The sequence below is a fragment of the Streptomyces sp. NPDC049970 genome (assembly GCF_040660235.1).
GTDB lineage: Bacteria > Actinomycetota > Actinomycetes > Streptomycetales > Streptomycetaceae > Streptomyces.
The window spans coordinates 85,701-99,563 of record NZ_JBFALP010000023.1 but is presented as its reverse complement, the minus strand read 5'-3'; the positions used below and the strand labels follow the sequence as shown (position 1 = coordinate 99,563).

Annotated in this window: 9 protein-coding genes and 5 pseudogenes; 1 reads left to right on the top strand and 13 read right to left on the bottom strand. The window is 65.6% G+C overall.

Annotated elements, in window-relative coordinates:
• From AB0I83_RS28715 to AB0I83_RS28685, 7 genes and pseudogenes are all read right to left on the bottom strand, one after another.
• A pseudogene (locus AB0I83_RS28715) lies at window positions 1-365 on the bottom strand (4-hydroxy-3-methylbut-2-enyl diphosphate reductase); the annotation flags it as partial.
• Complete coding sequence (locus AB0I83_RS28710; protein WP_363306711.1) at window positions 362-1,276, bottom strand: polyprenyl synthetase family protein; 915 nt, start codon at window positions 1,274-1,276, stop codon at window positions 362-364. The gene AB0I83_RS28710 and the pseudogene AB0I83_RS28715, both read right to left, overlap by 4 nt.
• On the bottom strand, window positions 1,273-2,412 hold the full coding sequence (ispG, locus tag AB0I83_RS28705; RefSeq protein ID WP_363306710.1) for a flavodoxin-dependent (E)-4-hydroxy-3-methylbut-2-enyl-diphosphate synthase: 1,140 nt from the start codon (window positions 2,410-2,412) through the stop codon (window positions 1,273-1,275). Before ispG ends, AB0I83_RS28710 begins: the two co-directional genes overlap by 4 nt.
• Window positions 2,409-4,280, bottom strand: coding sequence for a 1-deoxy-D-xylulose-5-phosphate synthase (locus tag AB0I83_RS28700; RefSeq protein WP_363306709.1), 1,872 nt, complete (start codon window positions 4,278-4,280; stop codon window positions 2,409-2,411). The genes ispG and AB0I83_RS28700 overlap by 4 nt, the downstream gene beginning before the upstream one ends.
• 305 nt (window positions 4,281-4,585) lie before the next feature.
• Window positions 4,586-4,960: pseudogene (locus tag AB0I83_RS28695) on the bottom strand (UbiA family prenyltransferase); the annotation flags it as partial.
• A gap of 653 nt (window positions 4,961-5,613) precedes the next feature.
• Window positions 5,614-6,873 carry an AarF/ABC1/UbiB kinase family protein gene (locus AB0I83_RS28690; RefSeq protein ID WP_363306708.1) on the bottom strand — a complete coding sequence of 420 codons (1,260 nt, stop codon included), beginning with the start codon at window positions 6,871-6,873 and terminating at the stop codon, window positions 5,614-5,616.
• A 203-nt stretch (window positions 6,874-7,076) separates the two neighbouring features.
• Window positions 7,077-7,271, bottom strand: coding sequence for a hypothetical protein (locus AB0I83_RS28685; protein WP_363306707.1), 195 nt, complete (start codon window positions 7,269-7,271; stop codon window positions 7,077-7,079).
• 368 nt (window positions 7,272-7,639) lie between these two features.
• Between AB0I83_RS28685 and AB0I83_RS28680 the strand changes: the two are divergent.
• Window positions 7,640-7,828: pseudogene (locus AB0I83_RS28680) on the top strand (ISL3 family transposase); the annotation flags it as partial.
• Here AB0I83_RS28680 and AB0I83_RS28675 read toward each other — a convergent pair.
• The 6 genes and pseudogenes from AB0I83_RS28675 to AB0I83_RS28650 form a co-directional block, all read right to left on the bottom strand.
• Window positions 7,747-8,496 (bottom strand): annotated as a pseudogene (locus AB0I83_RS28675) (transposase family protein). The pseudogenes AB0I83_RS28680 and AB0I83_RS28675 overlap by 82 nt on opposite strands.
• A 1,100-nt stretch (window positions 8,497-9,596) precedes the next feature.
• Window positions 9,597-9,707, bottom strand: a pseudogene (locus AB0I83_RS28670) (WD40 repeat domain-containing protein); the annotation flags it as partial.
• Between the two features lie 417 nt (window positions 9,708-10,124).
• Entirely contained in the window at window positions 10,125-10,388 is a 264-nt protein-coding gene (locus tag AB0I83_RS28665) for a Txe/YoeB family addiction module toxin (protein ID WP_185301023.1), read from the bottom strand.
• Window positions 10,385-10,666, bottom strand: coding sequence for a type II toxin-antitoxin system prevent-host-death family antitoxin (locus AB0I83_RS28660; RefSeq protein WP_164493698.1), 282 nt, complete (start codon window positions 10,664-10,666; stop codon window positions 10,385-10,387). The genes AB0I83_RS28665 and AB0I83_RS28660 overlap by 4 nt, the downstream gene beginning before the upstream one ends.
• A gap of 993 nt (window positions 10,667-11,659) precedes the next feature.
• Window positions 11,660-12,778, bottom strand: coding sequence for an acyl-CoA desaturase (locus AB0I83_RS28655; RefSeq protein WP_363306706.1), 1,119 nt, complete (start codon window positions 12,776-12,778; stop codon window positions 11,660-11,662).
• A 7-nt stretch (window positions 12,779-12,785) separates the two neighbouring features.
• Window positions 12,786-13,841, bottom strand: coding sequence for a ferredoxin reductase (locus tag AB0I83_RS28650; RefSeq protein ID WP_363306705.1), 1,056 nt, complete (start codon window positions 13,839-13,841; stop codon window positions 12,786-12,788).
• Window positions 13,842-13,863 lie beyond the last annotated feature (22 nt).

The window sequence follows — 13,863 nt, the reverse complement described above, 5'->3', positions numbered from 1 at the left end:
TAGCGCACGGCTTCCTTGTGGACCTTGGTGACCAGGGGGCAGGTCGCGTCGATCGTGGCGAGCTTGCGCTCGGCGGCCTCGGCGTGGACCGTCGGTGCGACTCCGTGGGCGGAGAACATCACGATGGAGCCCTCGGGCACCTCCGCTGTCACGTCGACGAAGATCGCGCCCTTCTTCTCGAGCGTTTGCACGACGTACTTGTTGTGCACGATCTCGTGACGGACGTAGATCGGGGCCCCGTACTGCTCCAGGGCCTTCTCGACGGCGATCACGGCACGGTCCACGCCCGCGCAGTAGCCACGGGGCGCGGCGAGCAGGACACGGCGGGGCTGAGGTGCTGACTGGGATCGGAGTGTGGAGCTCATGTTGTCCTCGACGTTGCGCTGACTGCCATGGACCGGAGTGCGGCCGTGATGTGGGTGGGCAGGGCTGAGGTGTCCAGAGTGGTCAGAGCGCTCTGGCGGCGCTGGGTGATCATTTCCTCTACGGCGGTGCGGGCGCCGGTGTCGGTGAGTACGCCCCTGACCTGGTCAGCGCCGTCATGGTCGAGGTTCGGTTTGCCAACGTGGTGACGCAGGATCCGACGCTGGGCTTGGTCGGCTCTCTGCAGCGCGAGGGCCATCAGGACGGTGGCTTTGCCTTCCCGCAGATCGTCCAGAGAGGGTTTGCCGGTGTGGTGGGGATTGCCGAAGACGCCCAGGAGGTCGTCGCGGAGCTGGAAGGCCTCGCCCACGGGGATGCCGTACGCGGTCAGAGTGCTGAGCAGGGTGTCATCCGCCCCAGCGAGTGCTGCCGCCAGAAGCAAGGGGCCTTCGATGGTGTACTTCGTAGTCTTGTACCGGGTGATCGCGAGCGCTTGGTCCAAGCTGATGGTGTGTTGTTTTGCGTGGGAGATGTCGAGGTACTGCCCGTAGACGGTGTCGGCGTGCAGGGTGTTGGCGATGGGCAGGGCCGCGGCCAGCTGGGCGGGGGTGAGACCCCCGCTGTGGAGGAGGTCGTCGGCGAGGACGAGGGCGAGGTCACCGATGAGAATGGCAGCTTCGGTGCTGACCTGGCGGTGGACCGTGGGCCGGCCGCGACGGGTGTCGGAGGCGTCGATGATGTCGTCGTGGATGAGGGCGAATGCATGGAACATCTCCAGGGACGCGGCGGCCCTGAGGACCGGTTCGGGGGCGCCGGTGCCGCCAGCGGCCTCCCAGCCGGCTACGCACAGGGTATCCACCGCGCGGCGCACGGTGTCTTGATCGAAGGGGGTGGACGGGGCTTGGGTGCTCACGTTTCGCTCTTCCCTTCTTCCTCGACGGGGGTGAGTTGTTCGCCCAGCCGCATTGCCTCCTCGACGAGGGTGTCGACGATCTTCGACTCGGTGACGGTCTTGACGACTTCGCCCCTGACGAAGATCTGTCCCTTGCCGTTTCCGGAGGCGACCCCGAGGTCGGCTTCCCTTGCTTCGCCGGGTCCATTGACGACGCAGCCCATCACCGCGACGCGCAGAGGGTAGGGGAAGCCGTCCAGGGCTGCGGTGACCCGTTCGGTCAGCTGGTATACGTCGACTTGGGCGCGTCCGCAGGAGGGGCAGGAGACGATCTCCAGCTGTCGCTCGCGTAAGCCCAGTGACTGCAGGATCTGAATACCAGTCTTGACCTCTTCCACGGGGGGCGCGGTGAGGGAGACACGGATCGTGTCGCCGATGCCCGAGTTCAGGAGGATCGCGAAGGCGGTTGCGGACTTGACGGTGCCCTGGGGAGGGGGCCCGGCCTCGGTCACCCCCAGGTGCAGCGGATAGTCGCATGCGGCAGCGAGGCGCTGGTAGGCGGCGACCATCGTCATCGGGTCGTGGTGCTTGACGGAGAGTTTCAGATCGGTGAAGCCGTGCTCCTCGAACAGGCCGCACTCCCACAGTGCTGATTCCGTCATGGCCTCCGGTGTGGCCTTGCCGTACTTGGCCAGCAGCCGCTGGTCCAGACTTCCTGCGTTCACGCCGATCCGGATCGGGACCCCGGCCGTTGAGGCGGCATTGGCGATTTCTTTGACCTTGTCGTCGAAGGCCTTGATGTTGCCCGGGTTGACGCGCACCCCCGCACAGCCTGCGTCGATGGCGGCGAAGACGTAGCGAGGCTGGAAGTGGATGTCGGCGATGACAGGGATCTTCGACTTCGCTGCGATCTGCGGCAGGGCGTCGGCGTCGTCTTGGGAGGGCACCGCGATACGGACGATCTCGCAGCCGGCCGCAGTCAGCTCCGCGATCTGTTGCAGGGTCGCATCCACGTTCGCGGTGGGCGTGGTGGTCATGGACTGTACAGAGACGGGGGCGCCGCCGCCGACCGCGACCGTGCCGACGTGAAGTTGGCGGGAGCGGCGACGCGCTGAGGAGGGGGGCACCGAGGGCAGGGGAACGCTGACGGCGGTCATTGCGGCCTTCCGCGAGTGGTGGTGGCGTGCTCGATGGGTTTGCCGGCGCGGGCGTTCAGCACCGCGGAGGCGATCCGCCCAGCTGACAGGCCTTCGTCGGCGAGGATCTGATCGCGCGGGCCGTGGGAGAGGAACGCCGACGGCAGCCCCAGGGTGAAGAGGGGGGTGGTGATGGCGTTGTCGCGCAGAGCCTGGGCGAGAGCGCTGCCGATTCCGCCAGCACGGGAGTTGTCCTCGACGGTGATCACCAGCCTGTGTTGGGCAGCCAGGTCGAGCACCTCCGGGGCGATCGGCGCCGCCCAGCGAGGGTCGGCGACGGTCACCCCGACGCCGTCGGCTGCCAGCTGTGCGGCCGCCTCCAGGCACATGGGCGCCAACGGCCCGTACGACACCAGGAGCACGTCGCAGATCCCGGACTGCGCCAGGATGTCCACGCTCCCCTCCCGGCGTACGGGCTCCATGGGCTGAAGCGCTGTTCCCTTGGGAAAGCGCACGGCGCTGGGTCCTGCGTCGTAGGCGACGGCTTCGCGTAGCAGCGAGCGCAATTGGCTGCCGTCGCGTGGCACGGCCAGCCGTAGACCAGGAACGAGCGTGAGCAGCGAACCGTCCCACATGCCGTGGTGGGAGGCGCCATCGGGGCCGGTGACGCCGGCCCTGTCCAGTACGAGGGTGACCGGCAGCCGGTGCAGGGCCACGTCCATGAGGACCTGGTCCGCGGCACGGGTGAGGAAGGTGGAGTAGAGCGCGACGACAGGGTGGAAGCCACCCAGGGCCAGGCCGGCTGCGGACGTGACCGCGTACTGTTCGGCGATCCCGACATCGAACACCCGCTCGGGGTGCTTCGCGGCCATCGGATACAGGCCGGTGGGACGGAGCATGGAGGCTGTGACGGCGACCAGGTCCTCGCGTTCATCGGCCAGCTCGAGCAGGGCCTGGCTGAAGAGGCTGGTCCACGAAGGGGCGGTTGGGCCGGGTGCGGGGCGGCCGGTGACCGCGTCCACGGTGCCGACAGCGTGCAGGCAGTCTGCCTCGTCGCCCTCAGCGGGACCGAATCCTCGGCCTTTCACGGTCACCGCATGGACGAGTGCCGGCCTCCGCAGGTCGCGGGCCTCTTCCAGAACGGCCTGAAGGGCTCCGGTGTCGTGGCCGTCGACGGGACCCATGTAGGCAAAACCGAGCCCGGTGAATACGTTCGACCCTGCGGCCTCCGGCACACCTGACCGGAACCGGGGATGCTTCAAACTGTCCAGGTGATCGGAAAGAGCTCCGGTGGTGGGGGCGTAGGAGCGGCCGTTGTCGTTGAGGACCACGACCACCGGCCGCCGACTGGCACCGATGCTGTTCAGTGCCTCCCAGGCCATTCCGCCGGTCATGGCACCGTCGCCGATGACAGTCACCACCGACCGTCCTTGACGGCTGCCTAGTTCGTTGGCCTTGGCCAGGCCATCGGCGTATGCCAAGGAGGCGGAAGCGTGCGAGTTCTCAATCCAGTCGTGCACCGACTCGCTGCGCGAGGGGTAGCCGGATAATCCCCTGGCCTGGCGCAGCCGGTCGAAGCCAACGGCGCGCCCGGTGAGAATCTTGTGGACGTAGGCTTGGTGGCCGGTATCGAAAAGGATCACGTCCCGGGGTGATTCGAAGACCCGGTGCAGTGCGATGGTCAACTCCACCACGCCCAGGTTCGGTCCCAGATGCCCACCCGAGGCGCAGACCTTGTCGATCAGGAATGTGCGTATCTCATGCGCCAGACCAGGCAGTTGATCGGATGGCAGTGCGCGCACATCGTGCGGCCCGCGTAAGGAGGCCAGCTGCCCCGTGTCCAGCGGTGAGGGTGCCTCCACGGCGATGCCCCGTCGTAGTTCAGGCATTGCTCCTCCTTGTTCCAGGCGCGGCCGCAGGAGCTCCCGCCTCGTATTTCGGTGGCGGGCCTACAGGGCTGCACCGTCGCGTTGAGGTGATGGGCGGTGTCAGGTGGCAACCATGGAGCGAAGCTGACGGAGAGGTGATCATGGCGTTTCCTTCCGCCTGCTCAAGCGTCTGAACAGGGGTAGAGACATGTGCCGGTGTGGGGGGGCTTGGTCCGTGTGATCCACCGCTGAGCGGGATCGCTTGAACGGCGAGGGCCTCTGTCTCGTGTACGGCCGTGTCCGGGCCCGCCACGGGGAGGGGGTTTTCAGGGCCACCACAGAAGCACGGCTGTGGCGAGGACTGCCGCCCAGGTGAGGGTGAACAGCTGGTAGGTGATCCGGTCCTCCCTTCTGCCGGATTTCATCAGTGCCCGGACGGCGCACGTCCAGGCGAGCACGCACAGCATGGCGACGCTTATGACGGTGCGGTGGGGGGAGGCGTGTGCCGGCACGATCAGGAGGAAGTAGCACACTGCCGGGAGCAGAACGGCGAGAGCGCAGAACCCCAGGCGCACCGGGCGAGCACCCAAGACGATAGGCAGAGTCCTGCGGCCGATGGCTTCATCGCCAGGCATGTCGCGGACATCCTCGTAGACGCAGGCGACCGGCATGTAGAGCGCGATGGTGAGAATCCACCGCCAGGCCGTGGGATCGAGGGGGGGCCACGACCATCCAGCCTGTGCCGAGTTGCGTGAAGGCTCCGCTCATCGTGGAGGGTGTCTTCCACCATGGGTAGAAGCGCGAGGACGCCCATGTGTAGACCAGAAGGATGGTGACTTGCCGCAGCAGGACCCAGGCGAGAGCGCCCAGCAGCCACGCGGCCACCGTGTAAAAGGGGCATGACGCACCAGAAGCGCGTGGTGAGCCCCTTGGCGTCGGTCAGACCCGCCGGGATGGGCCGGTACGGCTTGTCCCGCCTGTCTTCCTCTTCAGCTCCCGCCTGGTTGGAGGAGTCGAAGACGTAGAGAAACAACAGACTGAGAACGGCCGCCTTGACGATTCCCAGAAGTGCCTGGGGTACGTCTGCCTGCACGTGCACCGAGGGGGCCAGAGCGAAAAGGATGGGCGGCAGCACGCACAACGGTAGGTTGTCGGCGACCATCCCCCACGTCAGTCGGGCCTCCCGGACCAGCCATGTCGCCCGATGGTTCTGGGGTGCAACTAAGTGCCCGGCCATGTCAGTAGGCGGGACGTTGCGGTCGGTCGGTCGTGTCGGTCAGGCGAGCGTTGATATTCACTTCCAGCTCCTTTCGAGAGGGAGGCACTGGCGAGTAGGACGTGTAGGGGATCTTCGTCAGGAGCCACCTCGGGCCTGCACTCTGACGCCACCGGACGACAATTCGTCGAGAAGGGACTGTCCTTGCAGTCCCCCCTTTTCTCCCGCGCGTAGCAATCCCACAAGGCGGGCTGCATTGAGTTCCTGGCTGAAGCTGCTAGCCAGCACATGCCGAGTGACGTCTTCGAGTGTCCCTGCGATGCTCTTGCTCAACTTCAGATCGGGATAGATGAACCGTACCGACCCCTCCATGTTCGCCAACGATTTACCGAGGATCGATATGACGGGGGCAGTCTGAATTCTGCGCCGCGTGGAGGACTTCAGGACACCTAGCAGTGCGACCCCGTAGTTTAGTTCACCGAGCGTGGAATGCGACCATCTGGGAATGACGCGGGACACATCCCGAGCGAATCCACGCACTTGCGCCCGACGAGTCGGGTATCCCAGTGAGATCCAGTTGGCAGCAGCGATCTCGCCGTCATTTGCGGCCAACCCCAGAAAAATTCCGAGCACGGCATGCTGAGTACTGCGGTCAATTTTCCCGACCATGCCCCAGTCGATGATGTGGGCCTTGCCGGAAGGGCTCACCAGAATGTTTCCCGGATGGGGGTCCGCGTGAAACCTTCCACTGATCAAGTAAGATCTCAGCATGAAATCCATGAGCTCCTCCGCTAGCCTCTTCCGCTGCTTGCGTGTGAGCTGATCTACTTCAAGCCTGTTGATCGCAACGCCCTCAGCCAACGTCTGGACAAGGACGCGAGGCTTGGCGAGGAGTACTTTTGGGACACTGATTCTCTTGTAGGCCTTCGTTGCTTTGCGGGCCTTCTTCATGTTCGCTGCCTCACGTGTGAAGTCCAGTTCGTCGCGCATGACGTCGAAAAGGAGATCGACCATCGCCGGCAGGTCCACAACTTCACTGAAGCGAGGGGTCATCCGTGCAATCCAGCCAACAGTTCGACGCAACACGCGCATGTCGCCCCGAACGGCCTCACCCGCCTCGGGCCGCTGCACCTTGATCACACACGGGGTCCCGTCGTGCAAGGTGGCACTGTAGACCTGTGCCAATGAGGCTGTCCCGAGCGGCTGACGCGTTTCGACCGACGAAAAGATCGACCGCCAGTCCTCACCCAGCTCCTCGGCGAGGACTGGCTCGAACTCTTCGAAAGGCTGCTCTTCGACCCTGTCGTTCAGGCGCGCCAACTCGTCACGTGTCGCTTCCGAGACGAAATCTGGGCGAGTGGCGAGAATCTGTCCGACCTTGATGTAAAGCGGACCCATGGACTCAAGCATTTTCCGAAGTGCTACGGCGCGTGATTCCTGCTCCACATCTCCGGACCGCGAGCGCTGCTGAAACTTGCTCCCTACTGCCCCATTCCAGCCTGCCCGGGCTATCGCAGAGAACGCTGCCCGTCCGCGAGACGGCCTCATGAAGGGTATTCTCGAAGGGTGATGTGATTCTCGAGCTGGACCAGGGGATCCGCTCACTGCCTCTTCGCGGCCCTTTCCGCCGCGAGCGCATGGAGCATCGTGTTCAGTTCGCTGATCTGGCTTTCTATCCGCCGAAGCCTCTTCTTCGATGACTTCTTACCCTTCTTCTTTCCTCCTACATTCCTCCGCAGGGCCTTGACTGTTGTCTTACTGGTGTCGTCCAGCACTGTCACGAGGTCGTTCCCCAAGCCCTTTTTCCTAGGCATCTCGGAACCTCTTCTTCCGTGAAGCGCACAATCGGCTTCTGTCGTTGTTCCCGTAACGGGCGAGTACCCCCCCACCTATCTCAGCATGCGTGATCCGTCGGCAAATCTGGGAATCTTCCTGATGGATCACATCTGCCGTCTCATGATTGAGCATCAATATCCATCGGCACCAATAAACCCACGCGTGCCGTGGGAAAAATATCCACCGACAGCCCATCTGGCCTCGCTTGCCCCAGCCTCACGGGTATTCAAATGTCCTGGAATAGCATCACCTGGGGAGGTATCATCGCTTGGACCGGACCGGACCGGACCGGACTGCCCGCCCTAGCCCGTCAGCTCGGGGCGTCTGCGGCTGCCGTCACACCTTCCGCGAGCAGCTGCCCGGGGTGCTGGAGCGTTATCAGCGACGCACTACTCGTCTGACCGCGCAGGTCAAGGCGGTAGTCAACGAGCGTTTTCAGCGTTGCCTCTCCAGGGTGAGGATGGCTCTGGCGATGACGGTCATGCGGTTGGGGCTGATGCAGGATCTGCGGAAGATCTGCCAGAACTTCAGTCGTGCCATGCCTCGTTCGACGGGTGCCCGGTCTGCGGACGGGGCCCGGTTCGCGGTCTGTTCGGTGGTGGTGAGTTCGCCACTTGGCTGGCGCCGCTTGACGGTGGTGACCCAGTCGCCGGCACCGATGTAGGCCATGTCGGCCAGGATCGGGACGCCCTGCCGTTCGCGGATTCGAAGGATCTTGTGGGTGCGGGCTGCCGTCAGATCGTGGGTCCGGCCCGGCAGGGCCGGCGACAGCCACAGGATGTCCCCGCTGGGGTCTGTGACGACCTGCGCCTTCACCCCGTGCCGCTCGTGCTTCGAGGAGTAGTAGGTCCTGCCGTCACCGACGTGGTCGCACTCCGCGAGCGTGCCGTCCAGGAGAACGAAGTCCGGATCGTGTGTGCGCAGCGTCTTCAGTGGGCCCGGTGCCTGCTCGGCGAGCAGTCCGGTGACCGCGGTGACGTAGGCATGGGCGGTGCCGACCTATATCCCGAAGGCCGAGGCGATACGGGCGAGCGTGTCGTGGCGGTGCAGGTACACGAGTGCGATCAGCGCACGAAGGTGCGGCGGGAGTTTGCACCGGCGGTCACCTTCACGGGTGACGATGAGCATCGTGACCCACTCGACCAGGGAGTAAGGCAGGTCGAGTGCGGCAGGATACGGAACCAACAGGGCTCCTGCGTTGTTGAGTTGAGACGTCGAACACCTCTTTCAACGACACGGGAGCTCTGTCCGTTGCGCACTCCGATCCCACACCGCCCTCTCACCCGATCAGTGGCCACGCTGAAAATGCTCAATGAGTTAGCGGGCCGGGCGGAGGCGCGCGTGCTGGCGGTACTCGCCGTGGGTCTGTCGCGTCGGCACCGCTATGCCACCGGGTGATCGACGCCGAGGCCCATGAGCCGTTCGACGTGCTGCCCGACCGAGTGGCTGACACCCTGGAAGCCTGGCTGAGCGAGCACCCGGGCGTCGAGATCGTCTCCGTGACGGTTCGGCGACCTACGCCGAGGCCATCCGCCGCGGGGCCCTGACCCCGAATACCGAACACGGGCTATGCGGCTTGTGCCAGCGCAGTCGGTGTGATTTCGAGGGCGTTCGGACCATTTTTAATCCGCCGTCAGGGGGCACGATTCACCCGTCGCGGACAAACGGGACGAGCCGCTGGACCGTGCTCGACGGCGGAGTGGCGGCGTTGTGCGTGGCGGCTCTGAGCGGGCGAGGTGCACCCGCTCAGCGAACGGCTCTCGGCGAGCGGAAGAGCATGAGTTCGTGAGCTGGCGCGGCGTGTAGGGACCGGCTAGGCCCTATGCGTGGTCGTTGCGAACTGTGACTGTCGCCGACTGCAGGGGATGAGGCCAGAGCGGAGTTGCCGCGGTGCGTTGCGGGCGGGGCCGTAGGCGGGAGCGGACCGCCGGACGGGCCCAGCTGGATCTCCTCGCGCTGCTCGCTCAGACATGGCGTCGCGGTGCGGTACGTACCGCACGGCACCGTAGTTGACGGGGATCGAGGAGGACGGAGCGGGACGCGGCAGGATGCGAATGTCCGCCTCTGTGGCGTTTCCGCAGGTGAGAGGCGTCACGCTTTTAGGTTCGAGTCCCACCCGCCCCACCCAGATTCCCCAGGCGGAATCGTTCTGACCTGGGGAGACGCGTTTTTCGTGGCGTTTTTGCGTGTGGCGTTCGCCGCACGTAGGTGCAGCGAACGTGAGGCTTCGGTCTTTCCAAGCATGTACCGCACGGCTGTGACCTGGTCTTTTGTTGCCCTCGTGTTCAAGGACGGTCCCACGGCCGCACCGACCGGTCCATGTTGCTAGTGGCGAGCTGGGTTCCGTCAGGCGAGACCGCCACTGAGCGCAGCTCACCGGTGTGCCCGGTGAGGGTTTTGGTGCATGAGGTTGTCGAACGCCTCCTGCCGACGGGGAGGTTCTCGTTGGACGCCGGAGAACATCGACGCCCCCGACTTTGAGCTCACCGAGGCCCAGAGGGACGCCATCGCCACCCCGGAAGCCGGCACGTAGCTCTTCTTCGACCACCGCGACCCGGAGATGGTCGCCTGGCTGAGCGCGCGTCGCCTGGATTCCTGACCCCCACGGCGTGTAGGGGCGCTGCTCGCTCCCAGGAGCGGATGCCCGCGAGGTCATCATGGAGCAGGGGATCACGACCATGCCCAGCGTCCGATACGCCCCCGAGTAAACGGTCGCGCCCTGGACACGTGGATCGCGAGCCCGTGCCTGCGTCCTGCGAAGGCTGATGGGCGCGGTCAAGAGCCGAGGCATGGCCCGTGGGTATGCGCCTGGTTCACCGTTCGTAGTGGAAGCGGCACGCCACCACGTGGATGATGGCGTTCTCATCGATGCGGTACACCAGCCGGTGTTCGGAGTTGATACGCCGCGACCAGTAGCCGGAGAGGTCGTTCCGCAGCGGTTCGGGCTTGCCGATTCCTTCGTGGCCGCCCCGGTCGATGTCGGCGATCAGCTGGTTGATGCGCTTCAGTATTTTGCGGTCGTTCCCCTGCCACCACAGGTAATCGTTCCAGCCGTCGTCGACGAACAGCACCTTCACGCGGCGCCACGCCCGGCCTCGTCATCGGGATCCACCAGCTCGCGAAGTGCACCCTGGCCGGCCCGGTCCTGCTCGATGGACCTGCGCAGGCGTTCGGCCATCGCGGGCGACCGCAGGAGGTAGTCGGTCTCTTTCAGTGCCTCGTACTCGGCGAGCGAGACGACGACCATCGGCTCATGGCCAGTCCGGGTGATGACCAGCTCCTCGGCGTCGTTCTCCACCGCGTCGAGGGCGTCGGCGATGCCCGCGCGTAGCTCGGTGACACTCATCGTCTTCATGACGTACACGATAACGTACAGAGGGGATCCCCCGTAAGGCTGATCGCGATCCGCCTCCGGACGGCCATGCGGCTCCGCCTTCGGTGACGTCAGGGGTGCGGCAGAGCCCGTCGGGCGGCTCAGTCGGTGTGGTGGCCTCGTCGTTTTCGCGGTCGACCCGCTTCATGAGCGTGATCGTCGCGAACTCGGGAATGATCACTTACGGACATGGTGGTAGCGGACTTCGCCCGCGCGGAGTTGGCGGCGTTCGAGGCGGGCCCGGTTGGGCGGCGTGCTCCTCGACCCGCGCCTGCGGCAGTCTTCGGTGGCGTTCGATGAACCGTTACTGATGGTTATGCCGGACATTCGCCTGACCGATGTCTCAGATTCTCTGGTCGCCCTGCCGGCTGGAAGCGAGACTTCCGCTCAGTGCGGTTGAGAGGGACGTGGACGGACGACCGGGATGCGGCCTCATGTGTCTCTCGGGTCGGTGCAGCGAACGTTGCACCGCAACCCGCTGGAGTCGGATCGAGCAGGGTGCAGCCGGATGGAAACAGGTGGGTATGTCGGACCTTTGAGATAACCGCAGGTGAGACGCGTCACCGATTTGGGTTCGAGTCCCACCCGCCCCACCCGGCATCCCCAGGCAGAATCGTTCTGACCTGGGGAAACGCGTTTTCTGGGGTCATTCCGCGTTAGGTGTTCGCCTCATGGTGGTGTGGCGGACGTTGCGTCTTCGCGCGTCGAGGGCGCTTCCCGTATGGCTGTGACCTGGACTTTTCAAGTCTCGGAGCCGTGGGAGGCCAAGGGCGGTCCCACGGCCGTAGAACGAGACGGCTCACCCCTTGCCTCATCGAGATCGCCCCTCCGTACGTGGGTTGCTCTCCGGCCGGCCTGAAGCATTTCTGCCCGGAACCGCATGCGCTCTCGATCCCCTGGTGTCCGACTTCCCCGTCACCGACCGGGGCGGGCTTTCCGGGGCCGCGCGGAGTGCGGCTGATGGAGCGACGGCCCTCAGGTCGCGACGAGCTCCTGCTCGTGGCCCGGCGCTTTGACCTTGGGCTTCTTGTTCGGCAGCGAGAGCCGGAAGACCTTGTGCCACGCGGAGACCACCTGCTTGGGCAGCGGCCCGGTGACGTACTCCAGCTCGTACTTGTCGAACAGTGCGCGCACCTTCACCGCGACCTCGGCGTACCGGTTGCTCGGAAGGTCCGGGAACAGGTGGTGCTCGATCTGGTGTGACAGGTTGCCGGTCATGAAGTGCATGGCCCTGCTGCCGCTGATGTTCGCCGAGCCCATCATCTGGCGCAGGTACCACTGGCCGCGCGTCTCTCCCTCGATCGACTGGCGCTCGAAGACCTGCACGCCCTCGGGGAAGTGCCCGCACATGATCACCGAGTGGGACCAGATGTTGCGGACCAGATTGGCGGTGAACGTGGCGCCGAGTGTGGTGAGGAACGACGGGCCCGACAGCAGCGGGTGGATCACGTAGTCCTTGAGCACCTGCTTGCGGATCTTCCGGCCCACGGCCTTGGCCCGCGCGCGGAACTCCGGGCTCTTGCGGCTGCGCTTGCCGAGGTTGTTGCCGAGCTCCAGGTCGTACGCTGCGATGCCGTACTCGAAGAAGCAGGCGTTGAGGAAGTTCCACAGCGGCTGGCCGAGGTGGAAGGGGTGCCACTTCTGGTCCTCGTCGACGCGCATGATGCCGTAGCCGAGGTCGTTGTCCTTGCCGATCACGTTGGTGTACGTGTGGTGCAGCTCGTTGTGCGAGTGCTTCCACTGCTCGGCCGGCGAGACGTGATCCCACTCCCAGGTCGTGGAGTGGATCTTCGGGTCCCGCATCCAGTCCCACTGGCCGTGCAGGATGTTGTGGCCGATCTCCATGTTGTCCATGATCTTCGCCACGGACAGACCGGCGGTGCCGAGCAGCCAGGCGGGCGGGAAGAACGAGAACAGCAGCACGCCCCTGCTGACCAGCTCGAGCTTCCGCTGCGCCGAGATGACCTTGCGGATGTAGGCGGCGTCCTTCTCGCCGCGGCCGGCGATCACCTCGTCGCGGATCGCGTCCAGCTCGCGGCCCAGCTCCTCGATCCGCTCCGCGGTCAGGTGGGCAGTGGGGTCGATGGCGGTCAAGGCGCTCCTATCGTTCGAGGTCGCAGTGGCCCGCCGCGGCGGACACGCAGGTCTGGATGAGGACGCCCGGCTCGGCCTCGGTGATCTCGCCGGTGCGCAGGTCGCGGACGGCGCCCGCCTTGAGCGGCGTGACGCAGCCGAAGCAGATGCCCATGCGGCACCCGGAGGGCATGAGCACGCCGGCCTCCTCGCCGACGTCCAACAACGGCGTGGCGCCGTCCGCGTCGACGGACTTGCCGGAGACGCTGAACGTGACCTCGCCACCGGCGCCGACGACGACGACGCTCGGGCGGAAGCGTTCAGTGTGCAGGCGCTCTTGTACGCCGTACTCGGCCCAGTGTTCTTCGGCGGCGTCGAGCAGGCCCGCGGGCCCGCAGGCCCAGGTCTCGCGCTCGGCCCAGTCGGGCACGAGTTCGTCGAGACGGGCGATGTCGAGCACTCCGTCGGTGTCGGTGTGCACCTCGGTGAGCCGCAGCTTCTTGTCCGCGACCAGTTCGTGTAGTTCCTCGCGGAAGATCACGTCTTGCGGCTGTGGCGCGCAGTGGACCATGACGACGTCGTCGAACTCGGTGTCGCGCAGCATGCCCATCACGGGCGTGATGCCGCTGCCGGCCGTCAGGTAGAGCACCTTGGCGGGCTTGGCTCCCGGCAGCACGAAGTCACCGGCCGGCTGGTCGAGCTGGATCAGCGTGCCCGGTTTCGCCCTGCGGACCAGGTGGTTGCTGACCTTGCCGTCCGGGATCGCCTTCACAGTGATCGTGACGTGGCCGTCCTGACGGCTTGTCGGCGAGGTGATGGAGTAGGCACGCCACAGGCGCGTCCCCTCGACGTCCACCCCGATCCGCACGTACTGGCCGGCTGTGTGGCCGCGCCAGCCCCGTCCCGGTCTGATCACGATGGTCGCTGCGTCACCCGTCTCGGGGTGCACGGCCTCGATGCGCCCACGCAGGTCAGCGCCCGCACGCAGAGGGCTGACCAGGTCGAGGTAGTCCGACGGCAGCAGCGGCGTCGTGACCATCTCCAGCAGTTTCCACGCCCTGCTGCGGAGGGCTGCACTCGTCATAACTCCAGCTTGCTGTGCCTCA